Source organism: Lentimicrobiaceae bacterium (assembly GCA_023227965.1).
Taxonomy (GTDB): Bacteria; Bacteroidota; Bacteroidia; order Bacteroidales; family JALOCA01; genus JALOCA01.
In genome coordinates this window covers 71,140-96,477 of sequence record JALOCA010000004.1, presented here as the reverse complement: position 1 = coordinate 96,477, position 25,338 = coordinate 71,140, and the positions used below count along the sequence as shown (strand labels likewise).

General features: G+C 36.0%; 17 protein-coding genes. 13 read left to right on the top strand and 4 right to left on the bottom strand.

Annotated elements, in window-relative coordinates:
* Positions 1-31: 31 nt before the first annotated feature.
* Complete coding sequence (locus tag M0R21_02545) at positions 32-1,219, bottom strand: YgeY family selenium metabolism-linked hydrolase (protein ID MCK9616691.1); 1,188 nt, start codon at positions 1,217-1,219, stop codon at positions 32-34.
* Positions 1,220-1,552: 333 nt separating this feature from the next.
* Here M0R21_02545 and ppdK point away from each other — a divergent pair, with 333 nt between their 5' ends.
* Positions 1,553-4,342: a pyruvate, phosphate dikinase gene (gene ppdK, locus M0R21_02540; GenBank protein MCK9616690.1), complete on the top strand. Its 2,790-nt coding sequence runs from the start codon at positions 1,553-1,555 to the stop codon at positions 4,340-4,342.
* Between the two features lie 158 nt (positions 4,343-4,500).
* Here ppdK and M0R21_02535 read toward each other — a convergent pair whose 3' ends face one another.
* Complete coding sequence (locus M0R21_02535; protein MCK9616689.1) at positions 4,501-5,379, bottom strand: SPFH/Band 7/PHB domain protein; 879 nt, start codon at positions 5,377-5,379, stop codon at positions 4,501-4,503.
* 319 nt (positions 5,380-5,698) lie between these two features.
* Here M0R21_02535 and M0R21_02530 point away from each other — a divergent pair, with 319 nt between their 5' ends.
* The 7 genes from M0R21_02530 to M0R21_02500 all read left to right on the top strand — a co-directional run bounded on the left by M0R21_02530 (position 5,699) and on the right by M0R21_02500 (position 16,553).
* Positions 5,699-5,929, top strand: a complete 231-nt coding sequence (locus M0R21_02530; protein MCK9616688.1) for a hypothetical protein — start codon at positions 5,699-5,701, stop codon at positions 5,927-5,929.
* A gap of 309 nt (positions 5,930-6,238) precedes the next feature.
* A complete protein-coding gene (locus M0R21_02525; GenBank protein ID MCK9616687.1) occupies positions 6,239-7,147 on the top strand; it encodes a carboxypeptidase-like regulatory domain-containing protein in 909 nt (302 codons plus the stop codon).
* 212 nt (positions 7,148-7,359) lie between these two features.
* On the top strand, positions 7,360-10,548 hold the full coding sequence (locus M0R21_02520) for a UvrD-helicase domain-containing protein (GenBank protein ID MCK9616686.1): 3,189 nt from the start codon (positions 7,360-7,362) through the stop codon (positions 10,546-10,548).
* A 224-nt stretch (positions 10,549-10,772) separates the two neighbouring features.
* Positions 10,773-11,654 (top strand): Fic family protein, encoded by an 882-nt coding sequence (locus M0R21_02515; protein ID MCK9616685.1) that lies wholly within the window; start codon positions 10,773-10,775, stop codon positions 11,652-11,654.
* Between the two features lie 324 nt (positions 11,655-11,978).
* Positions 11,979-12,608, top strand: coding sequence for a hypothetical protein (locus tag M0R21_02510; protein MCK9616684.1), 630 nt, complete (start codon positions 11,979-11,981; stop codon positions 12,606-12,608).
* A 1,759-nt stretch (positions 12,609-14,367) separates the two neighbouring features.
* On the top strand, positions 14,368-14,994 hold the full coding sequence (locus M0R21_02505) for a helix-turn-helix domain-containing protein (GenBank protein ID MCK9616683.1): 627 nt from the start codon (positions 14,368-14,370) through the stop codon (positions 14,992-14,994).
* Positions 14,995-15,110: 116 nt separating this feature from the next.
* Positions 15,111-16,553, top strand: a complete 1,443-nt coding sequence (locus M0R21_02500) for a putative Ig domain-containing protein (protein ID MCK9616682.1) — start codon at positions 15,111-15,113, stop codon at positions 16,551-16,553.
* 136 nt (positions 16,554-16,689) lie between these two features.
* On the opposite strand, the gene M0R21_02495 is transcribed toward M0R21_02500, so the two are convergent.
* Both M0R21_02495 and M0R21_02490 read right to left on the bottom strand, forming a co-directional pair.
* On the bottom strand, positions 16,690-18,039 hold the full coding sequence (locus tag M0R21_02495; protein MCK9616681.1) for an ATP-binding protein: 1,350 nt from the start codon (positions 18,037-18,039) through the stop codon (positions 16,690-16,692).
* Positions 18,029-19,402 carry a sigma-54 dependent transcriptional regulator gene (locus M0R21_02490; GenBank protein MCK9616680.1) on the bottom strand — a complete coding sequence of 458 codons (1,374 nt, stop codon included), beginning with the start codon at positions 19,400-19,402 and terminating at the stop codon, positions 18,029-18,031. The genes M0R21_02495 and M0R21_02490 overlap by 11 nt, the downstream gene beginning before the upstream one ends.
* 158 nt (positions 19,403-19,560) lie before the next feature.
* Here M0R21_02490 and M0R21_02485 point away from each other — a divergent pair, with 158 nt between their 5' ends.
* The 5 genes from M0R21_02485 to M0R21_02465 all read left to right on the top strand — a co-directional run bounded on the left by M0R21_02485 (position 19,561) and on the right by M0R21_02465 (position 25,317).
* On the top strand, positions 19,561-20,253 hold the full coding sequence (locus M0R21_02485) for an ABC transporter ATP-binding protein (GenBank protein ID MCK9616679.1): 693 nt from the start codon (positions 19,561-19,563) through the stop codon (positions 20,251-20,253).
* Positions 20,254-20,365: 112 nt separating this feature from the next.
* Positions 20,366-22,720 carry an ABC transporter permease gene (locus tag M0R21_02480; GenBank protein ID MCK9616678.1) on the top strand — a complete coding sequence of 785 codons (2,355 nt, stop codon included), beginning with the start codon at positions 20,366-20,368 and terminating at the stop codon, positions 22,718-22,720.
* Between the two features lie 1,288 nt (positions 22,721-24,008).
* Positions 24,009-24,200, top strand: coding sequence for a hypothetical protein (locus tag M0R21_02475; GenBank protein ID MCK9616677.1), 192 nt, complete (start codon positions 24,009-24,011; stop codon positions 24,198-24,200).
* Between the two features lie 2 nt (positions 24,201-24,202).
* On the top strand, positions 24,203-24,844 hold the full coding sequence (locus M0R21_02470; protein MCK9616676.1) for a hypothetical protein: 642 nt from the start codon (positions 24,203-24,205) through the stop codon (positions 24,842-24,844).
* 20 nt (positions 24,845-24,864) lie between these two features.
* On the top strand, positions 24,865-25,317 hold the full coding sequence (locus tag M0R21_02465) for a hypothetical protein (protein MCK9616675.1): 453 nt from the start codon (positions 24,865-24,867) through the stop codon (positions 25,315-25,317).
* Positions 25,318-25,338 lie beyond the last annotated feature (21 nt).

Below are 25,338 nucleotides of genomic sequence, written 5' to 3'. Positions count from 1 at the left end.
CGTAAAAATATTAAAATTAATCAGTTTTTCTTCAAAAAAGCCACGCAAAGGCAGCGTAAAAGGCAGAAGCATCTACCAGGTCGCTTACGGGAACTTTTTCGTTGGGTGCATGGGCAAATACTTCGTTGCCAGGTCCGAAACCTACTACTGGAATGCCATAATAGCCGTTGATGGTTACACCATTGGTAGAAAAAGTCCATTTATCCACTACCGGTTCTTTGTTAAACAGCTTGCGAAAAGCTTTCACGCCGGTTCGAACGGAATAATGGTCTGCCGGAATTTTCCATGTGGGATAATACTTCTCCATTCCGTAACGCATGCCGGTATATGCCGTTTCTTCATAGTGAAGAACCTCCACCGTAGCATCCATATCTTTGATGATCTCCCGGATTTCTGCCAGGGCAGATTCTTTGGTTTCGCCCCAGGTAAGGCGGCGGTCGAGGTGAAACTGGGCATAATCGGCAACAGCACAAAGAGATGGACTACCAGATTTAATTTCCGAGATGGTAACGCTTCCTTTTCCAAGAAATTCATCCACCGGCAAGCGTTCATTCAGTTTTTCTATTTCAAGAGCGGCACGTGCAGCCATGTAAATTGCATTTTTTCCCCTTTCGGGGGCACTTCCGTGGCAACTAATCCCTTTAAACTTTACTGCCATCTCCATCCTCCCGCGTTGCCCGCGATAGATATTCAGGTTGGTGGGTTCCGTGCTGATGACAACCTCAGGTTGCAGCTTTTCTTCTTCCACTAAGTATTTCCAACAAAGTCCGTCGCAGTCTTCTTCCATCACACTGCCCACAACGTAAAAAGTCATGTCTTTGTCAAAACCCAGTTCTTTCAGAATACGTCCACTGGTAACGGCTGCAGCTACACCGCCTTCCTGGTCAACGGTTCCCCGTCCGTGTACAAATCCGCATTTTATATCCCCACAAAAAGGATCGAATGTCCAGTTTGCAATATTTCCAACGTCCACCGTATCCATATGTCCGTCAATGGCAAGTATTCGTTTCCCGTTGCCAATTCTGCCGATGACATTACCAAGTCCGTCAATGCGTACTTCATCAAAACCGGCATCTTCCATTTGCCGTTTCAGTTCCAGTTGTACTTCTTTTTCGTGCATGCTGGTAGACTTGATCTTCACTAATTTCGACAAGTTTCCGGCAGTGTATTTCTCGTATTTCTTTGCAGCTTCCTGTATTTTTTGTATTATTTCATTCATAATTATTGATTTTAAGTACCTGTGATGCCTGAAAAATAAATTTGCTCCAAAAATACGATTTTATACGATTTCTGAATTCAATACTCCAATTAAGAATTGGTTGTATTATACGCCTGTAAATATACAATGTTCTTTTAACAACGGGATTGTTCATTTCCGAATCCGATACAAATACCGGTAAATTCTGTTATTAGTCCAGCTTTTCCGAAAAAAATCACAGGTATATAAAGTACAAAAACATTAATTTTTATACATTTGCAAAATTTTTGGCGTGTACGCACGTTTTTAATCGAAACTCTTTAGCAAACAATTAATTAAAAAGGAGAATATTCAATGGCAAAAGAAAAAGAAATAAAGTATGTTTATTTTTTTGGAGGCAAAAAAGCCGACGGACAAGCCGACATGAAAAACTTATTGGGCGGTAAAGGTGCCAACCTTGCCGAAATGGTAAACATTGGTTTACCGGTACCTGCAGGTTTTACCATCACTACCGAAGTTTGCACTGCATACTACGAAAACGACAAGAAATACCCCAAAGAACTTGACCACCAGGTAATGGAAGCTTTGGCACATACCGAAGCTGAAATGGGCGCCAAATTTGGCGACAAGAAAAACCCTTTGCTTGTGTCTGTTCGTTCGGGTGCACGCAGTTCCATGCCTGGTATGATGGAAACTGTATTAAACGTAGGGTTAAACAATGAAACCCGGGAAGGCTTAATTAAAAAAACAGGGAATCCCCGTTTTGTTTACGATAGCCAACGTCGTTTGATTCAGATGTACAGCGATGTAGTAATGGAAAAAGCAGCAGGTATTGAACCTGCCGAAGGAAAAGGTGTCCGCGTTCAGTTAGAACATGAATTGGAAAAAATGAAAAAAGCCCGCGGTGCAAAATCAGATACCGACCTTACTGCCGACGACTTGAAAGAACTTATCGAAATATACAAAAAGAAAGTAAAAGAAGTTTTGGGCAAGCCCTTTCCCGAAAACGCAATGGAACAATTATGGGGCGCTGTAGGTGCCGTGTTCCAGAGTTGGATGGGTAAACGTGCCATTGCTTACCGCAAAATTGAAGCTATCCCTGACAACTGGGGCACTGCCGTAAACATTCAGAGCATGGTATTCGGAAATATGGGCGATACATCTGCTACAGGTGTTGCTTTTACCCGTAACCCTGCCACCGGCGACAAATATTTCTATGGAGAATGGCTTGCAAATGCACAAGGCGAAGACGTAGTAGCCGGTATCCGTACACCAAACCCAATTAATGAAGTAGGAAAATCGGAACATACCATTCATCTGGTATCGCTGGAAAAAGCAATGCCAAAAGTTTACAAAGAATTAGATGCTGTTCAGAAAAAGTTGGAAAAGCATTATCATGATATGCTTGATATTGAATTCACCATACAGGATCAAAAACTGTATATGCTGCAATGCCGTGTTGGAAAACGTAACGGCACCGCCGCTGTGAAGATGGCATTGGATATGTTGAAAGAAAAACTTATTGACGAAAAAACAGCTATCCTTAGAGTTGCTCCATCGCAGATGGAAGAACTTTTATTCCCTCTGTTAGACCCAAAAGCAGAAACAAAAGCAGAAGTATTATGCAAAGGTTTACCAGCAGGTCCCGGAGGAGCAATGGGTAAAATAGTGCTGACTGCTGCCGATGCAGTGGAAGCTGTAAAGAAAGACCCGAAAGTAAAAGTTATCCTGGTTCGCGAAGAAACCAATCCTGAAGATATCGAAGGTATGCGTGCTGCACAGGCTGTTTTAACCGCCCGTGGTGGTATGACATCACACGCTGCATTGGTTGCCCGTGGATGGGGAAAATGCTGCATAGTAGGTGCTGCCGACATTAAGATAGATTTCACTACCCGCACCGTTAACATCAAAGGCGAAAAGCTGAAAGAAGGTGATTGGATTTCGCTTAACGGAACAAAAGGTAAAGTATATAAAGGAGAGCTTGCTACTATAAGCGCAACAGAAAACGAAGACCTGCTGAAGTTTATGACCATTGTGGACAAATACCGCAAACTAAAAGTCCGTACCAATTCCGACAATCCGGCAGATGCCCAGAAAGCACGTGAATTTGGAGCCGAAGGTATCGGACTTTTCCGTACAGAACATATGTTCTACGGAAAAGGTTCCGAAGCTCCTTTATTCCTCTTGCGTAAGATGATCATCAGCAAGAATGAAGAAGAACGTCGTGCTGCATTAGCTGAACTGTTCCCTTACATGAAAAAAGATATAAAAGGTACTCTGGAAGCCATGGATAGATTGCCGGTAACTTTCCGTACACTCGACCCACCTTTGCATGAATTTGTACCAACACAAAAAGAAGAACAGGAAAAACTCTGCAAAAACCTCGGAATTGGATTGGTAGAATTTACCGAACGTGCCGACAAGCTGCATGAAGTTAACCCAATGATGGGACACCGTGGCGTTCGCTTGGGTATCACTTTCCCTGAAATCACCGAAACACAGGTACGTGCTATCTTTGAATCCGCTGCAGAACTTATCAAGGAAAAGAAAAATCCTTTCCCCGAAATCATGATTCCGGTAACCTGCGTAGAAACAGAATTAGCTCACCAGTATGAAATCATCAAAAAGGTATATGCTGAAGTTTGTGCTAAATTCAAACTGAAAGAAATACCTCATATGGTAGGAACCATGATTGAGATTCCGCGTGCTGCATTGGCTGCCGATAAAATGGCAAAATATGCACAATTCTTCTCATTCGGCACCAACGACCTTACCCAGATGACCTTTGGTTTCAGTCGTGATGACGCATCGAGCTTCCTGCAACATTATACAGATACAAAAATATTACCGGTGGATCCATTCCAGCAGATTGACCAGAGCACCGTTGGTGAACTGATGAAGATTGCCTGCGAACGTGGCCGTGCTACACGCCCGAATATTAAGTTAGGTATCTGTGGCGAGCATGGTGGCGAACCAACATCCGTTGAATTCTGCCATAAACTGGGATTATCCTATGTAAGTTGCTCTCCTTTCCGTGTTCCTATTGCACGCCTTGCCGCTGCACAGGCTGCTGTAAAGGATATGATGGCTAAAAAAGCTACTCCCAAGAAAAAAGCTGTAGCAAAAAAGAAAACAAAGAAGTAAATTTTGTTAATTCATAGTTGTTTGAAAAGCTGCTCCTCTAAAAGGGCAGTTTTTTTTATTAATAACCTGAGTTTGGGTTAAAAGTTGCAAACCATTTCAATATGTTACATTTCGCCGTAGGCGAGGAAAACCCTCAAGGTTTTAAAATCCTTGGTTGATTAAACGTTTGGATTATCTTTTGGCTTGGCACGCAAAGGTATTACTCCCGCCATGTCGCCAATGATATTAACCAGTTCGCTACCTGTGGGGATAACTATTTTAGCATTATTTGAAAGCGAAACTTCAAGAGTCTGCAATTTGCGGAGTAACTGGGCATTCCCGATGAAATATTTTTCGGCAGCCTCGTTTACCAAACGAATAGCTTCTGCTTCGCCTTCGGCTTGCAATATTTTCGATTGTTTGATACCTTCAAATTCCTTAATCTTGGCACGTTTTTCACCGTCGGCAACGGTTTCGCGCGCAGTGGCATAGTCAATGGCGGCAATTTTTTCGTTTTCGGCTTTTACTACTTTATTCATCGTTTCCTGAACATCTTTGGGCGGGTCAATTTCCTTGAGTTCGGTACGAACTATCTCGATACCCCAGGTTTGTGTTTCGTGGCAAAGAGTGTTGTGCAACTCCGAATTGATTTTTCCACGTTCGCTGTTGGCAGATTTTAGCGTAAGCGTGCCAATAATATTACGTAAAGTAGTACGTGCCAGGTTAACAATTTGCCATTTATAATTATTAACGTTATATTGCGAAGATTTTACACTTATTTCATCATCTTTTACTTTAAAATAAACCTGTGCATCCACACGGGCGTTCAGATTATCGTTGGTTATTATTTCCTGGGGTTCGGCATCTACCATTTGTTCGGTAGTATTTACCGAAAACATGTGCTCAATAATGGGGATTATCCAGTGAAATCCGGGATCGGCAAAACGATTATATTTACCAAGTCGTTCAATTAAACCACGATGGGTAGGGCGTACAATTCGTATTCCTGTAAAAAACAAGAAAACCACGATGGCGATTAAAAAATAAACAGTATTCATCTTTTCAATTTTTAAGGATTTATAAATTTTTATAAAAGTACAACTTTTGAGTGTAGGTATATCAATCCCTCTCATATTTTTTTAATTGCCCATTTTAAAATAGCCTCCAAATAAAGCTTTTTTAATGAATTTCCATAAAAGATATTATCTCTTTAAACAAAAAACTTACTTAGCTATATAAAAAGTTTACTCAGTAACCGGCATGTAGGTTAGGCATCGCAAACCCAACTGCCGGTAGGCTCATAAAACTGACATATGAAACGAGAGAAATTGTATATGACTTATGTTACATTAATGATAAAACCTGTTACATTAGTATATGAAGGTTGAAACATTATTGATGTTTATCATTACATCAATATATAAAATGCAAACAATAACATATGAATATCAAACATCAATGGATGAAAGCCAAGTATTAAAGGATGAATATCAAACATCAATAGATGAAAGCCAAGTATTAAAGGATGGAAGCCAAGTATTAAAGGATGAATGTCAAACATCAATGGATGAAAGCCAAGTATTAAAGGATGAAAGCCAAACATCTTAGGATGAAACCTGAACATCTTAGGATGAAAGCCAAACATCTTTAGATAAATTATAAGCAATTTAAGTTTGGATATAAACAATTATCTATGCCAGGCAAACAGCTTATAATCGTTGGCGTTTTGTGGATTGACAAAAAAAATGGAAAAATAGTCAACCCCATTCAGGATTTATTTAAATATTATCAACTTTTTTTAGGATAAGACATTTTAAAAAATTTTTTATCAAAATAAAAACTTGTATAAAAAAATTATTGTAAATTTATAGCGACTTTTAATAAACTATTTATTATTAACTTTTTAACTTTTATTTTATGGATATTACTAAAGAAAGTAAGCTTAGCATGTTTCTTGTACTTATCCAATGGATTAATGCAAACATGCAAAAACTGGAACATATTCCCGGTTTCATGGCTATTTTTGACTTGTTTAAATCGGATGCCGGGAGGATAGCCGAAATCCGTCCCGAGCAGGTAGAAAGCAAGAAAGGGATAGCCCAATCCAAAACGCAGGCAAAACAAAGCCTTGCTGTAAAACTGAACTCCGTTTCGCGCAAAGGCATTGCTTATGCCGTAATCACCCTTAATCTGCCTCTGCAGGAAGCCCTTCGCTACACCCTTACCGAACTGAGACGCGCGCCCGATACCACGCTGTGCAGTATTGCCCGATTGATTATTGAAAAAATTACCCCTATTCAAAAAGAACTGGAACCTTACGGAATATCGGCAGATGACATCAGCAAGCTATCGGCTTTGCTTGCCACGTATGATGAACTGATCCCCATGCCACGCGAAGGACAGATCGAAAAAAAGGATGCAACGTCGCAAATCAGCAACCTTTTCGACAAATGCGACGGCAACCTGGTAAAGATGGATGCTCTGACAGAAGTGATACACGACACCGACCCGCAAACCTATAACGATTATTGGGATGCCCGAAAGGTGATTAAAACCGCAATTCGGACAATGGCGCTGAAAGCCAATGCAACGGAAAAAGGCAGGGGTATCCCCATAGCCAACGTAGTGTTTGAAATTACCAATACGGCCACCGGCGAAAAAATTACGAAGAAAACCGCCGCCAAGGGCAATTTTTACCTGAAAAACCTGATGGAAGGCGGCTATGAAGTTAAGATTAAAAAGAGCGGTTACCTTCCGCAATCACGTACCATTGAGCTGACTGCCGGTGAAATGTATTTACTGAAGGTGGAACTGGAAAAGGAATAAACCCATCCCCTGCCCTTCCCAAAAGGAAGGGTGAAGGAAGGGGTTTTATTGACTATTTTTCGAAGGAGATGAATAGAACTTAAAATCCAATGAAAAAGGATTTGTTAATGTTTATCAGCTTGTTAATTAATAACTAAATAAGAAATAACTGCTATAATGGTGGTTATAAACTCATTATCTGCAATTACAGAACAAGAAAATTCAGACTATAAATGAAATTTGAAGAATACTATAAAAGATTTAATTACCACAAAGCGAAAGGTCGAGGGATTACAATTTATGACTGTCCTAAAGATATTCTGAATGACTTTATAAGAGAGAATGATGAAAAAGATATCAAATATAAGTTCATTAAAACATCTGAGATAGACGACACTTTTCAAATTAGCTTTGAACTAAAAAACTATGAGATTTTAATAATTTATCAAGATGTTTCTATTAACGAACTAACGGAAAATATAGACTTTCTCATAAATAAATTAATTTATGCTTCCTATTACTTGAATATTCCTATCATATTCTTAAGTAAATTGCCGAAATCAGAGTATATTTTAAAAATTAATGGAGATTTTGTTCATAAAAACTATGAAAGGGTAGTTAATTATTTATTGATTGAACAACTTGTTAATTTACTTGAGATAGTAAATTTCACATTTATATCTCCAAATATGTCAAATGATTTAGACAAGGAGTTTTACACCCCAATTGAAAGAATTTTTAAAGAACAGTGTGAAATAAACAAAATTGATTATAAATCTCAAGTACATATTGAAAATTATTTTGTCGACTTTGTAGTAAACCATCACGGCAAAAAAGCTATTGTAGAATGTGATGGAAGAGATTACCATAATCCAAATTTAGACAAAGAAAGAGATAAGGTGTTAGCAAAGTTCGGTCTACCAATTTTTAGGTTTTCAGGTAGCGAATTATTTCACGATGCTAATTCTTGTTTACAAAAAGTGACACAAGAGTTAACAAATAACTTAAGAAAAACAATCTACGATTTAGATAAAGACTTAGATGATAGCCAATTAAATGCAATAAATGAAATTACAGGTCCAATAAGAGTTCTTGCTCCAGCAGGTTCTGGTAAGACAAAAACTCTTATAAATAGAATTGTTCACATAGTAAATAATGGGGTAAATCCAAATCAAATTTTGGCACTTGCTTTTAATAAAAGAGCAGCCCAAGAGATGATTGATAGAGTTAGTCAAAAAGGTATTATAACAGCTAAAACACTCTCTGATGAAGGTGTTGTTATTAAAACCTTCCATTCTTTTGGTTACGAAATCATCAAAGATACTTTACATTGGAATTTTAATGGAAATAATGAAGCCATAGAAACCAGAAATTTAATGAGGAACGTGGTTGATAGAATACCTGACATTGATTATTGGTTGAAAAATGAAACAGTTGATAAATTTTTAGAAGCATTAAGACGGTCAAAATTAGAGTTACCCCCAATTGAAAACTTTACAGTTGAATTAAAAAATGGAGAAATTGTTTTTGAACCGTATTTCAAACAGTATTTAAATCTTCAGTTTTCTCATAATTTTTTCAACTTTGACGATATGATATATCTTGCTTTGAGAACAATTCTTGAGGATAATGTTCTTCGTCAAAGACTTCAAAGTCAATTTAATTACATATTAATTGATGAATTTCAAGATTTAAACCAAGCACAAATTCTTTTGATGCAGGTACTTGCATTGCCAACTAATAATCTTTTTATTGTTGGAGATGATGACCAAATGATTTATGGATTTACGGGCGCAAGAATTGAACATATTGTTAATTTTCCTAAAAGATATGCTTTTACAAAGGATTTTACTCTTTCAACTAATTATCGTTCAGCAAAAAAAATCGTAAAGCATTCATCGTGGCTTATAAAACATAATAGCCAAAGAGTAGATAAAAATATAAATGCATATGTAGAAAATCCGACTGGTGAATTTAAGGTTTCATTGGCGGACAATTTATATAATCAAGCCGTAAATGCAGTTAATTGGATAAAACAATTAAAAGAAGAAAAAAATTGCAATTGGAATGATTTTACTATTTTATTTAGATATTATGAATTTCAATATCCTATTGCCTTTGTTTTAGATATTGAAAAAATTCCACATTCACCAATAAATAGCCAGAAATTGTTCAGAAAAAATCCAGGTAGAGATATTTACTCATATCTTTCAGTAATTCTGCATCCAACAGATGCAACTCCTGACGATTTTAAACGTATCCTAAAAAGACCAAATAAATACCTTAATAATAATATTATTGAAATTGCAAACGATTGGAATTCATTTCAGAACTTGATAGATGTTTGTAACCAAAATAATTTCAATTTAGAAGCATTGAAAATTGATAGGATACAAGAATTTATTAACCAGATTATTAATTTACGAAACTATGCTCAAACTACAAAATCCCCACACGATATTTTAAATTCTATTATACAAGAATTTGATTTAAAAGAATACTATGAAAATGTTGCCAACATAAATAAAGATGTTGATGTAGCATCAGATGATATTATTATTGAAGTTATTCTGTCAGTTACAAAGACTTTTGATAACATTAATTCTTTTTACGAATTCATACATAACCAAATTACTAATCCTAATGCTAATCCAATTCCTGAACTTGAAGCAAATGATATACAAAATGAAATTTTAATTTCAACTATACACAAAACAAAAGGAAATGAATTTAAGAATGTTGTTTTCTTCAATTTAGCACACAATGGAAAAATAATAGGTTTAAATGAACAAGAGGAGGAAAGAAGGGTTTGTTATGTTGGAATTACAAGAGCAATAGAAAGCATTTTTATTTCTGCACCCTTAGGAAATTACTCTAATTACCTACCTGAAATATTAAAGAATCCAAAATTTACTACTGATGATATTCAAAAAATAAATGAAATCAAAAATGAGCATATATTTAATCTTAACACTGTCAAAAATGAAATTGCCCATAATGATAAAATTATTTTTTCAGTAAAAAAACAATTTCCAGAATTAATTGGAGAAAGTTTAAAAATCAATATAGAAATATCCACACGTAAGATTAGTTTAAAAATTGAAAATCTAAATAGAAAATATCCTGAATTAGAAGGTTCTCCTCTTAAATCTTATTCCATCTTTAACAACTTTTTCTCAGATATTAGAGTAAAAAATATTAAAAAAGCACAAGAGGCAATTGAGAAATTAGTAAAAGACAAGGAAAGGATTATTGACCAGTTAACAGATGAAAGAAAGAATAAAATAAATGAAGCGAGAAATAAGGTGAAAAGTATTGAAAGTTCAAATACTGATTTGAAAGAAAAAACAAGAACAATAAAAAATAAAATAATAGAAACAGAGGACGAAATCTATTATAGAAACTTATTGAAGAAAGAATAAAAGCCGATAACAGCGTTAAGATGTGGAGCAATTAGCAAGGCACACACAATGGTTTTGCGCCAAGTGGGCTGACATGCAAACTTGGAGCTTTGTCCCGGCTGAGCGGAATTTGTAATTCCGCTATTATATTAAAATAAAAATATGCCAACTCAACTACAAGATAAAAATTATCATAAACTTTGGACAGAAAATCTTAGAGTGACAGAATAGATAACATTTAAATTATGAGTAATACAAAAATATCCATACGTTTTTTTGACGATCGCGAAGTGCGGGCCGTTTGGGACGAGCAAAACGCCAGGTGGTGGTTTAGTGTATTGGATATTGTTGCCGTGCTCACCGACCAGGACAACTACACCAAAACCCGCAACTATTGGAAATATCTTAAAGCGAAGTTTAAGAAAGAAAGCAGCCAAGTGGTTAGTGCCACTACCCAGTTGAAATTCCTTGCCCCGGACGGTAAAAAGCGCTTAGCCGATGTGTTGGATTATAACGGTATTGTTGCCTTAGGCAAAGAATTTCCGGGTAAAAAGGCAAACCGGTTTATTGACTGGTTTACATACAGTGATGAAAGCATAGACGGAAAAAGCAAAACAAAAGCGTATGCACTGTTTGAAAGTTCTTTTATCAACAGCATAGAAGTTGGTACAACCAAAGGGTTGCAACAAATACACGCTTATTTGTTTGGCGGATTGTATGATTTTGCGGGACAAATCAGACAAAAAAATATTTCAAAAGGTGGTTTCCAATTTGCCGTATCACACTTTTTAGGCGACACATTAAAGCAAATAGAAGCAATGCCCGAAACTACATTCGACGAAATCGTAAACAAATACGTAGAAATGAACATTGCACACCCTTTTATGGAAGGCAATGGCAGAAGCGCCCGAATATGGTTGGATTTGATACTAAAAAAACGCCTCAAAAAATGCGTAGATTGGAGTAAAATAAGCAAGCGAGATTACATGAATGCAATGATGCTAAGTCCAACCCAAAGTGGTGTTCTGAAATCACTTTTGGATAAAGCGTTCACCACCAAAATAAACGACCGCGAAATGTTTATGAAAGGGATTGACTACTCATATTACTACGAAGAAAATGACTAATGAACCGAGCATGTTTATATAAAAACACAAACCTGCATGAAAATAATAACATGCGAGCTCCATCCGGCATATTAATAACAAATTATTTTCGGATGAAAAAACGGCAAAAGGAGGGGCAGAACACAACGAAAAAAATGAAAAGCGAAACGACAAAATCAAAAACAACGAACCACCCTGCTGAGAGGAATTTGCAATTCCGCTCGGAACATAGCTGTCCCGGCTGAGCGGGATTTGAGATTTATACGGGAATCATTAAGACACGAAAACAGCAAGACTACAGAAATATATACGCACATAACAACCAAAACAAAAAAGCTATACAAAATGAAAAAGACAAGTACTATTCTATGTATTATTCTAATCGTCATGATTATGATTGGATGTAAGAAAGAACAAAAAGAAAACACAACCATGAAAGTTGGAGAGACTAATTCTACAGATTTTTACCAAGATTTTGATCCCAACATTATTTTTCCATCAAATGCTACGGGTTATAAGTATGAATTAGATATTAATGGTGACTCAATAAATGATATAGAGTTTAAATATGTTGCCGATGTTGGAAATTTTTACGGTTATCATGGAACCTATTTGGCTCACATTAACTCAAATTTTTATTATCTTCTTGGTTCATCTGGGATAAAGGTATGCAATGAAAACGATTTGGTAAGTTGTAATGATATTTATGATAATTTAGGGGGTGACTATGAGCCATTTACATTGTCATATGATTATTACAGTTCTGTTCCTGTTCAAATAAATGATACTACATGGGAGTTTAATGACACATCATATTACAGTGGGAACTGGCACAATGTGGAAAATAAGTTTATAGTGTATAAGTTTCTGGATGAAAATGGATGGTATATTGGGTGGATTAGATTAGGATTTAACGACGACGGAAAATTAGAAATTTATGAATATGGATATAAAAAAGTAAATGGCTGTTCATAACCCATGGTATAGTGAATGCATTTTCGGAAACCTGACAGGTTTATCTCGTAAAATAAAACATGAAAGCAGGTAATTACAAATTTTCTAAGGTTCGGAGCAGAAATTGCAAATTCAGCCTGACGGGGAGTTTTTAATTAGCTAATTAGCTAATTAGTTAATTAGTTAATTTGGTGATTTGAAAATGCTGCGGGAAGCAGAATTTAAAAACTAAGAAATAAGAAAGCAAAATTTAAAAATTTTCTAAAGTTTAGAGTGGGAGTATCTGTTAAAATTATGGGAAAAGAGAGTGTATTAAAGTTTTGTTTTAAAAAAATTATTATATTTGAATTTGAAAATAAAAAAAGCGTTACATATTTTATAGGGCTACAAAAAAAGTAAGCCCGTATGTTAAAAATATCCACTGTAAAGTTTGCAGGGGAAATAATTTTGGGTTCTTTGTATTATTGTAAAGTTATTGGGAACGCAGACAAAGTTTGCAGATAGCCAGTGAAAACACTTAGCATCTATAGTAAAATGCAAAGTATGCTCTAAAAACATGCTGTAAAGGGTGGAAAATGGTTCACAAGCGCTAAAAAGTCAATATATTCGCCGAAAAACACTTCATGCGCGCTGTTGATCTTACTATGACTGCTGAAAAACTCGCTATAAGCGCTGAAAATCTTACAAAGCCTGCCGGAAAACACGCTATATAAAGTGTAAAACACTTCAGAAGCCCCCGGAGGGTCGCAAACAAAGGTTTTCGTGTCGCTAACTAAGGTTAGCGAGCAGCAAACAAAACTTAGCGAATGGCGAGCAAAGGTTTTCAGGTCGCAAACAAAGGTTTTTAGGTTGCAAACAAAGGTTTTTGTGTTTAAAGCAAAGGTTTTCGTTTTGCCAGCTAAGGTCGTGATGCCATCAGGAAAGCATTACCATTCCTAAGGTGTTCAAATTCCATTAACCAACAATTTTAGTTTTTATTTTTAAATTCCATAAAGAGTAACCAAATAATAATAGGATTGGGAATGAAATTCCGCTAAATATTTAGCCTTGTAGATAGAAGCAGTAATTTAAGTTGATATGCAGTAGCAAACATCGCTAAAGAAGACCCTGATAGTAAAATGGTATAATCTAATTCAGTTTTATTTATCATTTTCTCTTCCAATTTTGGACTATTTTTCAATAATTTACTGACTTTTTTCTCTTTCTATTTATATTTGCAAATGTAAATGATGGATAAAATGCTATTATATTGGCAATAAAGCAAAAGTGCTTCGGTAGAAAATTTTACTAACTTGAATAAATTATGATTTTGAATTTTTTTACCATAATAACACTTATCAGTGTTTTTCTGACAATAATATTATCGTTATTCTTCTTCGTTACTAAAAAGGGTTTTAGCAATGAAAACAAAATATTAGCAATACTCTTGTTGATTTTTAACCTTCAAATTATCTATTCGTTTGTAACAAGCAATTACGCTTTTCAATATTTTTTAGATTGGCATAAATCTATTTTTTTTGTACGACAAACTTCTTTTCTGGTCGGACCATTAATATACTTCTATGTCAATTCATTTTTGAAACGAAAAAATATCATCAATTATCGCAGCTTATTTCATCTTTTGCCATTTATAGGAGTTCTTTTATTCCTGATGATTTTCTATAAAAATTATAATAATAATTTTATTATATGGGGATCTATATTAGACCTATATGACACTATATTAATTCTGGCGCACAGCTTTATATATATTGTGCTATCTGTATTGAGCATGAAATCAATGAATATTAGTTTTCGGGGTTTTTATAAGCGTATTAAAATTTCTTCCCATAATACCTGGCTTCAATTTCTATTATTAGGATTTATTGTTATTTGGATTGTAAATTTGAATTCTTTCGCAATTTATATGATCATAAGAAAACCTTGGTGGTGTGCATATACAGCAAGCATATATGCTCTTATTGCTTTTTTATTTGTAAATACAATTATGTTCTTTCTATTGTTAAAACCTGATATTTATTACATAGTTGAGAAGTACAAAAACAATAAGCTTAAAGAACATGAAAAGAAAGAATATTTGCAAAAGCTGGATTCCTATATGCAAACAAATAAACCCTTCCTCAATCCCGAAATATCACTAGAATCTCTTGCAAATGAACTTTCTGTAAATCCCAGGATACTCTCACAAGTAATTAATGAAACTTTCCATAAAAATTTTAAATGCTATATCCTTGAGTATCGTATTAAGGAAAGTATGCAAATGCTGGCAGATTCGAAGTACAGTAAACTTACGGTACTCGAAATTCTCTATGAAGTTGGATTTAATTCAAAATCATCTTTTAACAATCAGTTTAAATTATATACAAATTTGACCCCGCAGGAATATCGGTCAAAACATATTGAATAACAAAAGCCTTTCTGTATTTTTTTAAAAAAATAGTCCATTTACACGTAAAAGGACGATAATGGCAATTCTTCGTGCTTGCTTTGTGCAAAATTTTATTAATCTTAATCTTTTATAACATGAAAAATTTAGCACTAGCATTAGTCGTACTTTTCCTGTTTGGTAATGCTGTATTTTCACAATCAATTCCCCCAGATAGTTTGTATTTTGGACAAACGCCTCCGGGTGATTCTGCCATTATCTTTGCACCCGGATTAATTTCGCTGCCTGGTAGGAATGAGCCTTGTATAACTTTTTCACCCGATGGGAAATCTGCTTTTTTTAATATTGAGTTTTATCCAGACCCAACGAAGTTGCCCTTTATTATGTTTACTGAGTATGAAAATGATCATTGGACAGCTCCTGATACCATTCCATTCGCTGTTGGACGAGGTACTGGAGAACCATTCTTTGCTTTTACTAACAACCGTTTATATATGTTTGCGACTAATGCTATTAATGCACAAGGTATAGCGGATATTAGTTATTCCGGTAAACAGGGAAATATCTGGAGTAATCCTATTAGCCTTGGTAATCCTCCTAATTCTGAAAGCTATCAATATCACCCTTGTATAGTTGGCGACACTTCATTATATTTTTCAAGCAGTGCAGGATATATATGCCGAAGCCAATACACCAATGGTGTTTATCAAACCAGAGTTATTCTTCCCAATCCTATTAATTACATTGGCTCTCAAACATGGGGAGATCCTTATGTTTCGCCCGATGAAAGTTATATGATTCTTAAATCCATCCGAACAGGAGGTTATGGCCAAAATGACATTTATATAGCATATAAGAAAATAGACGGAACTTGGACGAATCCCAAAAATCTCGGAAATAAAATCAATACACAATATGATGAAACTTCGGGAGATATTACACCTGATGGTAAATATATGACTTTTGGGTCAAATAAAGATATTCATTGGGTGAGATCAAATTTTATAGATAGTCTGAAATATACCAATTTTGTACCGTATGTAAAAAATTCAATCCCTGATCAGACAGTTACCGTTGGGCAGTCATTCAATTATACAATTTCCGACAGTACTTTTTTTGATGATGATGGCAGCAATACACTAACCTACGGTGCAAAACTTGCCAATGGAAACCCTTTACCGGCATGGTTGACTTTTGACACCATAACACGTACCTTTGATGGTGTGCCAACTATTGTTCAAACTTTGCTTTTCAGAGTAACAGCTACAGATACGGCAGGAGCAACTGCTTCATCAATATTAAAAATTAAAGTAAATCCATTAACTGCAATTAATCAGATAGAGAAGCAGGGTGCCAGAATTTTTCCCAATCCAACAAGTGGGTTAATAAACATATCGTTAGATACATTATCAGATAAAACGACGATTGTTGAAATAAGCAATTTGAAAGGTCAGGTTATCCTAACAAATACATTCAAAAATAACATTCGTATTGATTTGGCGGACAAACCGAAGGGGATATATATAACAAAGCTATTTATTGACAATGAAACAATTATTGGTAAAATTTGTATAGAATAAGTACAAATATTGCAGCTTGTTTGATTCGATAGATTAAAAATTGAGATAAATCTAACGACAGGCAATCAACATTACTTGATACATATTAAGGGCTTTAACCAGGCAGAGAGTTATCAAAAAATGAGACTAAGCAAGACTACAATGTAAGTATAAAACTTGTGGACAGCTCACCTGATTCTACATAAATATTCCCTCTGTGAAGTCTTAATATCTGACGAGACAAGGTCAACCCTATTCCCGAACCATGTTCTTTGGTTGTGAAGAAAGGAATAAAAATCTTCTCAGTTGTATCTTCAGAAATTGGTGGACCATTGTTAGAGATACGGATTATCGGACGATTTTGTTTTGAGGTTTCTACAGATACCCTGATTTTACGGTTCTCCGGAATCTCATCCAGCGCTTCCATAGCATTGTTTAGAATGTTGAGCATGACTTGCGTTAACAGTTTTTTATCACCAGTCAAATCCTTTACGTTGGGCTCAATTTCAAGTTCGAGATTTATCTGCCTGTTTTGCAGTTGTTCTTGCAAAAGAATACAGATGTGCTCGAGCCACTCGCGGATTTGAAATGAAGTAAATTCCGGCTTAGGTATCCGGGTAAGTTTCCGGTAGTTACTCACAAAATTCATCAGTCCGGAGCCACGTTCTTCAATAATATCCAATCCCTGAACCACATTTTCGATGGTCTCCCTGTCAACCCGGTCAGATTGAACAGGCTTTTCTTCTTCAACGAAGAATTTTCGCAGCGTACCGGTGAGTGAAACAATCGGAGCAATGCTGTTCATTATCTCGTGAGTAAGCACCCGGATCAGGTTCTGCCATGATTCAAGCTCCTTTTCGTCAAGTTCCTGCCGGATGTCCTGAAGGGATATCAACTTAGAGACCTTGCCACAATAATGAATCTCTTTTGAACGAATCAGGAGGTTAACCTGCGATTCGCCGGTAAAGCGTTTATAGGTATATGCCTTGCCAGGATGAACTTCTGACAGGATGCTGAAAAGCTCGGGATTTCTCAGCGGAATCAGATGAAGTGGCGTAAAAGAAGGGATTCCAATATATTCAAACGCTTTTTCGTTCATAACCTCCACTTCATTATTTTGGTTAACAGCCATAAGCCCTGTAGTAGCATGCTGAATAAAGGCCTGATAGTATTTTTCAAGGTATGTATTCTGCATTTTAATTTCACTAATCCGATCATTCAAGCTATTGAGACTTTGATATAAATGACGAAGTGATTTCTGGCGAATAGTGGTTGGAAATTTCAGGGAAGAATCGTCGTTTCTGATGGCATCAAAAAAAAATGCAATATGGCGGTTCGATTGATTTACATTGTTGATGATAGAGAATGCCGCAAATGGCACCGGCAGAAGAAAAAGTAAATACCATGGGTCTAAATTGTATGCACTCAGATAGCCTGCTGCCAATGCAGATATTACCATAATTATCGTGGCGACGATGGTGGTCAATGTAATTCGTTTATATCCCATACTTTTTTATTTTTGTGTAGAGTGTGGTACGCGAAATTCCAAGGTTTCGGGCAGCCAGACTGAGGCTCTGACTGTTCTTTTTCAATTCCATTACGATCATTCGTTTTTCCATTTCTTCCAGCGTTAGTGTTTCCTCTTCGTGAAAAGGATGGTGCAGGTTCAAATTGAGATCACATGAAGTTATGGTGTCATTTTCACATAAAATAACCGCTCTTTCCATGGTGTGTTGCAATTCTCTGATGTTTCCTGGCCATGGATAGCTCTTCAGTCTGTCAATCACTTTTGGATGAATATTCGTGCAGTTTTTCTTGTATTTCTGACAATATTTACCGACAAAAAAATGAGCCAGGACATCAATGTCTTCAATGTGCTGCCGTAAGGGCGGAACTTCTAATGGTATGGTGTTGATTCTGTATAAAAGATCCTGCCTGAAGGTTTCTTCCCTGATCATCTGGGACAGATTTTTATTGGTTGTGCTTATCAGTCGTATATCAACCGGACATTCTTTATTGGATCCTACGGGAATAACCACCCTGTTTTGTAATACATTCAACAACTTTGATTGAAGCTGTAACGGAAGGTTCCCTATTTCATCCAGCAACAATGTTCCCTTGTTGGCAAGCATGATTTTGCCTGTACGGTCGTCGTAAGCATCGGTAAACGAGCCTTTGATATGACCGAACATTTCACTTTCAAAGAGAGTTTCTGACATCGCCCCGAGGTCAACGGTAACCAGCAATTCATTGTGCCGTTCCGATAATCGGTGTATCTCTTTGGCAATTAACTCTTTTCCGGTTCCATTTTCTCCGGTAATCATAATATTGGCATCGGTACATGCAACTTTTCTAACCATGTTAAGTATATTCTGCATCACTTGGGAAACGCCAATAATCATTCGATCATCCCTGTTCAGTTCAGTTTTCAGGTCTTTCTCCCGTTTCCGCAGATCATTAACCGTCAGTTTTGATTTCCGGAGCTTCAGCGCTGACTTCAACGTCGCCAGCAATTTTTCATTTTCCCATGGTTTGAGAATAAAATCCGCAGCACCTTCGTGGGTGGCTTTTACCGCAGTTTCAATATCCCCGTATGCAGTAAACATCACCACCTCAATATCAGGTCTTCGCTGCTTTATTTCCCTGAGCCAGTATATTCCTTCATTTCCAGAACTTTCGCCCGACTTGAAATTCATGTCGAGGAGCACAATATCGACATTCCGAATCTCAATTTCATGAATCAGGGAATTTGGATTCGAGATGACAAACACCTCCAAAAATTCAAATTTCAAGAACATGTGCAAAGCATTCAGAACACTTTTGTTGTCATCGACAATAAGTAACCGGCCTTCTTTTGTTTTTATTTCCATAATCACGTTTTTCAAGTCCAAATGTACAGAATATTTACAAGCGACTGTTCAATTTGTGAACAAAAAAATTAGAGGTATTTTATGCTTCTCTGTATTTCAGGGTCTATATCCGATTGGCATATATATTGCAACTCATCAGAAAAAATAAAATTACGACTATGATAAAAACAGTTAAACTCACAAAGCGTTTCAAGACCGACGAAATTGAAACGACCGCGTTGAACCAAGTAAGTTTGGATGTAAAACAAGGTGAATTCATAGCCATCATGGGGCCTTCAGGATGCGGGAAATCGACTTTACTGAATATTTTGGGAATGCTCGATAATCCCAGTGAAGGTACATACATCTTTAATGGAACGGATGTTTCGAAATATAAAGAAAGGAAGCGCACCCAGTACAGGAAAGGTAACATCCAGTTTGTTTTCCAGAGCTTTAACCTGATCGATGAACTCAATGTTTATGAGAACGTGGAACTTCCTCTTCTATATTTGAAGAAATCGGGAGCTGAGCGAAAACAAATGGTGACAGAAATACTTGAAAGAATGAAGATCGGCCACCGGAAAAAACACTTTCCTCAGCAGTTGTCCGGAGGCCAGCAGCAGCGTGTTGCTATTGCTCGTGCAGTTGTACCTTCGCCACAATTGATCCTGGCCGATGAGCCTACCGGAAACCTTGATTCAAAAAACGGCATAGAGGTAATGAACCTTCTGTCGGATCTGAATAAACAGGGAACTACCATCGTTATGGTAACCCATTCACAACGGGATGCTACTTTTGCCCACAGGGTAATCAACTTGTTTGACGGTCAAATCGTAAGCGAAGAGATAGCGCAAAAACAACAGTTGCTTTAGTTATGAAGTGGTCCCGGATATTTCTTCTCATTTTTCCATTAGTAATTAATTGTTATGAATCAGAGCATGCACAAAGGCATCATTAACAATAAAAATTTATAAAAATCTTACTATGAAAGATTTAAAATTTGTCCTACAAATATTAAAGCGCAACCCATTCATGCTTATCACGAACGTGATAGGGCTTGGAATAGCATTAGCTACTGTGATTTTTACACTCACATACATACGTTATGAGTTGAGTTATGACAGGCATTTTAAAACCAGGGACAGGGTTGTAAGACTGTACAGCCGAATTACCGATAATACAAGAACCGAAGTTTATGGCATCTCCTTACGCAAGGCATATACCCAACTACCCGGGAAAGTTCCAGAAATTGAGTCTGCTGTTCAATTATATGGAGGTTTGCAAACATCTGTTCAAAACAAAGAGAACAAAATAGAAAAAATTGGGATTTTCTACGCTGATCCTGAAATTTTTAAGGTATTTGGACTGTCGCTCAATTTTGGTGATGAAAAAACAGCGCTGGTTGCGGAAAAAAGTGCGGTGATCACAACTTCTCTAGCCGAAAAACTGTTCCATACAACCAATTGTATCGGAAAATCAATTGAAACGGATGGTGAACAAGTGATGATTACCGGGGTAATGGATGAAATTCCGAAAAACTCACATTTGAGTTTCGATCTGCTGGTTTCCATGTCCACCCTTAATATGAAATGGTTATCTGCGTCTCTCGAATTTCAAACATACTACCTACTTAAACCAAATATTGATTCAAAAGCGGCAGGCGCTAAGATTGCCAGTGCATATGATATTCTTATGCAGGATTGGGCCAGGACGTTTTTCGCAAAGGTACAATCGGGGGTTGAGCCTCTGACCGATTTATACCTGCATTCCGCTGCAAGTTTATATATCCCGAACCATGGAAGCACAAAACAAATGCTGATGGTTGGATTGATAGCACTGTTTGTCCTGCTCACAGCATTGGTCAGCTATATTAATTTGTTTATTATACAAGGTGAAAAACGCATTACCGAAATTTCAACCCGGACCATGTTTGGCGCCACAAAAGCCAGCATTGCCAAACTGTTTTTTTTAGAAACAGTTATCGTTTTTCTTTTTTCTGCCATCCTGGCATTTCTTATTATCTATAAATCAATGATATACATATCAAACTTATTGCAATCAAAAGTAGATACTCCAGATTTATTATCATTTGGCGGTATTATTTCTTTTGTGATTGTTTTCATCGTGCTTCTTGTGGTTACATCCGGTTATCCTATCCTCTATCTGTCAAGAATGAAATATGCGTTAGGATTGAGGGGAAGAATCTCAAGTACGGGCAACAACAACTGGCTTTCGACGGCATCGGTATTTGTACAATTTACGGTTGCTTCTTTTTTTATCAGTTGTGTCGTTATTATAATATCCCAATTAGGATATATGCACAATGTGCCATTGGGGTTCGAAAGGAATAATGTTATCACAATTAGCAATTGCAGTATGCCAATCTCGAGGAAGTATGAAAGTGTTAAAACTGAATTGTTGCAGTTACCCTTCATTTCTGATGTTTCTGGCGGGGAACACTTCATGGGCGGGGGATGCAGCGGACAGTTCATAAGAACTCTGGCTGACGGGGAAAATAGCAACAAAGCCATCAATGAATACCGCGAAAAACCAGGTTTTGGAGAACTCATGAAATTTACGCTGATAGACGGACAATTTTTCCGTCAATCCAAGGCCGACAGTCAGGCGGTTATTTTAAACGAATCGGCAATAAAATACCTTGGTTTAAAGCCAAAAGCCGGACAACCTGTTATTTATAATGATAAACGGGTTGAAGTTATTGGTATCGTGAAGGATTTTTATTATATGACCAATCCGGGTGAACCTATTGCTCCATTAGTAATTGCAAATTGCCAATGGGGAACTCCTAATATTTATATCCGAAGTAGTAATCCATTGAACCAAAGTCAATTGATGCAAATTAAGTCAATCTTACACCGCTTTGATAAAAATTATATTTTTAACCATAGCACGTTGGCGGATATTTTTGATAGGATGTACAAGAAAGAAAACCGGCTTACAGAAATGGTATCCATCGGAGGAGCTGAAGTGGTTATCATCAGCTTGATAAGCTTACTGGCTCTGACCATTCTTAAAATATCGCGCCGTACCAAAGAAATAGGGATTCGTAAAGTGAATGGGAGTTCTGTCGGACAGATACTCTATGTTCTGCTCAAGGACACACTGATCATTGTTGTCATTGCCATTTTCGTTGCTTCAGTGGGAAGCTATATTGTTATGGACCGATGGCTTGCTGAGTTCGCACTACATATCCATTTACACCCTGGATATTTTTTAATCAGCGCAGTGTTTGTGTTAATAATAGCCATTGTTGCCATAATCTGGCAAGCCTTGAAAGCAGCAACACAGAACCCGGTGGAAGCGATAAAGCATGAGTGAATAAATTATTTAAAACTACAATCATGATAAAGAATTATTTAAAAACTACAATTGCTCATCTCATTAAAAATAAAACGTATTCGTTAATAAGCATCTTGAGCCTGACCATTTGACTGGCAGTGTGTGTTTTGCTATTATTATACGTTCAGTATGAGTTGAGTTACGACCGGTATCACAAAAATGCTGACAATATTTACAGGTTGTGCAATCCGGAACACCCTGCTGAGCGGAGAAGCAGAATTTAAAAACTAAGAAATAAGAAAGCAAAAATTTAAAAATTTTCTAAAGTTTAGAGTGGGAGTATCTGTTAAAATTATGGGAAAAGAGAGTGTATTAAAGTTTTGTTTTAAAAAAATGAAATTTCAGAATTTTTTGAAAGTATCTTAAAATAAAAATCGGTTATTAAAAAAATTATTATATTTGAAATCGAAAATAAAAAAAGCGTTACATATTTTATAGGGCTACAAAAAAAGTAAGCCCGTATGTTAAAAATATCCACTGTAAAGTTTGCAGGGAAAATAATTTTGGGTTCTTTGTATTATTGTAAAGTTATTGGGAACACAGACAAAGTTTGCAGATAGCCAGTGAAAACACTTAGCATCTATAGTAAAATACAAAGTATGCTCTAAAAACATGCTGTAAAGGGTGGAAAATGGTTCACAAGCACTCAAAAGTCAATATATTCGCCGAAAAACACTTCATGCGCGCTGTTGATCTTCCTATGACTGCTGAAAAACTCACTGAAAGCCCCAAAAGTTTTGCAGAGTTTGCCGGAAAACATGCTGTATAAGGTGTAAAACACTTCAGAAGCCTCCGGAGGGTCGCAAACAAAGGTTTTCGTGTTTCCGGATAAGGTTTTCGTTTTACAAGCTAAAGTCATGATGTCATCAGAAAAGCATTACCGTAAGCGAACAAAGGTTTTTGTTTACCAAACTAACATTAGCTGATGAACGCTCAGGGGGGAGTGGAAACGAAATAAGAAATTGCAGAAGGCAGATTTAAGATTGCAGATTTTTAATTAGCTAATTAGTAAATTAGTTAATGTGCTAATTTGAGAATGCAATGGATAAGTACGAAATAACTGGCATATGGGCGTTATACGGACGTTAGTGGCTAGGTTAAAACAGTAACTGGATCAAAATTAGGGCTAATCACCCATTATACTATAAAAGTATTTTAAAAGTGGAGTCAGAACCCACTTTAAAAAACGAACCTGCCCTGTACAGGTGATTTAATACAGGGGCGGATACCGAAAAGCCAGATGAGTAGGCAAATAAAAATCAAAAAAATGAAATTAAAACAAGCAACTCAATTAGCGATTATTGGAGTTATTCTTCAATTAATACCTTTTATTTGGATGTTATTTCAAATGATATTTTTTCATTATGCATATTGTTCAGGATATTTAAATTTTATTTCTGTTATTGGGACAGCATTGTTGCTTCCATTTTTTATAATACTTTTTAAAAGCCAGAAATAGCTATGGAAGAAAATAACATAAATGACATTCTTGGTAGAGAGAGTTCCCAAAGTCAAAGTAATAATGAAGAAAATACATTTAATCCTGATGAAAAGATATTAGGGGTTGTTGGTCAAAAATTCTTAACTTCCTTAATGATAGGAAACGGCTTTTCAACTACTTCACTGATGGTAACTAATAAACGATTATATGCATCTGCTAAAAGTTATACAACAAAAGGTAAATCTTATCAAACACTTGTCGGTGAAATCAAAGATTTGAAATCCATTGGCATAGAATATAAATCAAATTTCTGGTTGATGATTTTAGGAATTATATTAACTCCTTTATATGGTCTTGGTATTATTCTTATTGTATATGCTCTGAGGAAGCGTAAGAGATTTATACAATTTAATTTTGGTGGTGATACAAGTTCTTTGAGTTTACGAGGTATTTCAAATGAAGAAGTTGCAAAATTTATTAAGATCGTTATGCTTGCTAAAGGGAATGAAATAATCGAAATAGAAAAAGTTTCAAATCTTTCAAAAGAAACAACAAAAATGAAAGATAAAAGTCAAGTTGAATTTTGGATTTGTCCACGATGTTCAACGGAGAACGATGCTTCAACGAATATTTGTAAGTCATGTAGTTATTCTATAATTTAAATCACACAAATAAATTGGTTATGGAAGTATTGAATAACAAAGAAATTAATAATACTACCGGAAGGCATTTCCTTTCAGATGAAGATGAAAATTTTAATGCTAAATTAATTTATGTAAGTGGTATTTCCGGTTTTGATAAAATATTAAATGATAAAACGCAAAATGAAATTAGTGCTGTAATTCATTTAATTAAATACAAGAAAGGATTGATGATTCGACTTGCAAAAAATTTTAAAAAATATGAAACTGCAATAAGCTTGTCAGATATAAAAATAATTGCATTAGAAAATCAATCCGAATTTTTTCTTCTGCATATTAATACATCAAATGATAAAATAAATTTTTGTTGTAAAAATTCGCATAAAGATGAAATGCTAAAATTTATTTCAAGTTTAGCCATTAAACCAATAATTATTCAAGCAAATCGAGACAGCGAATATTATAATCAGATTAAGAAAAAATATCTCCGCTGAGCAGAATTTGTAATTCCGCTC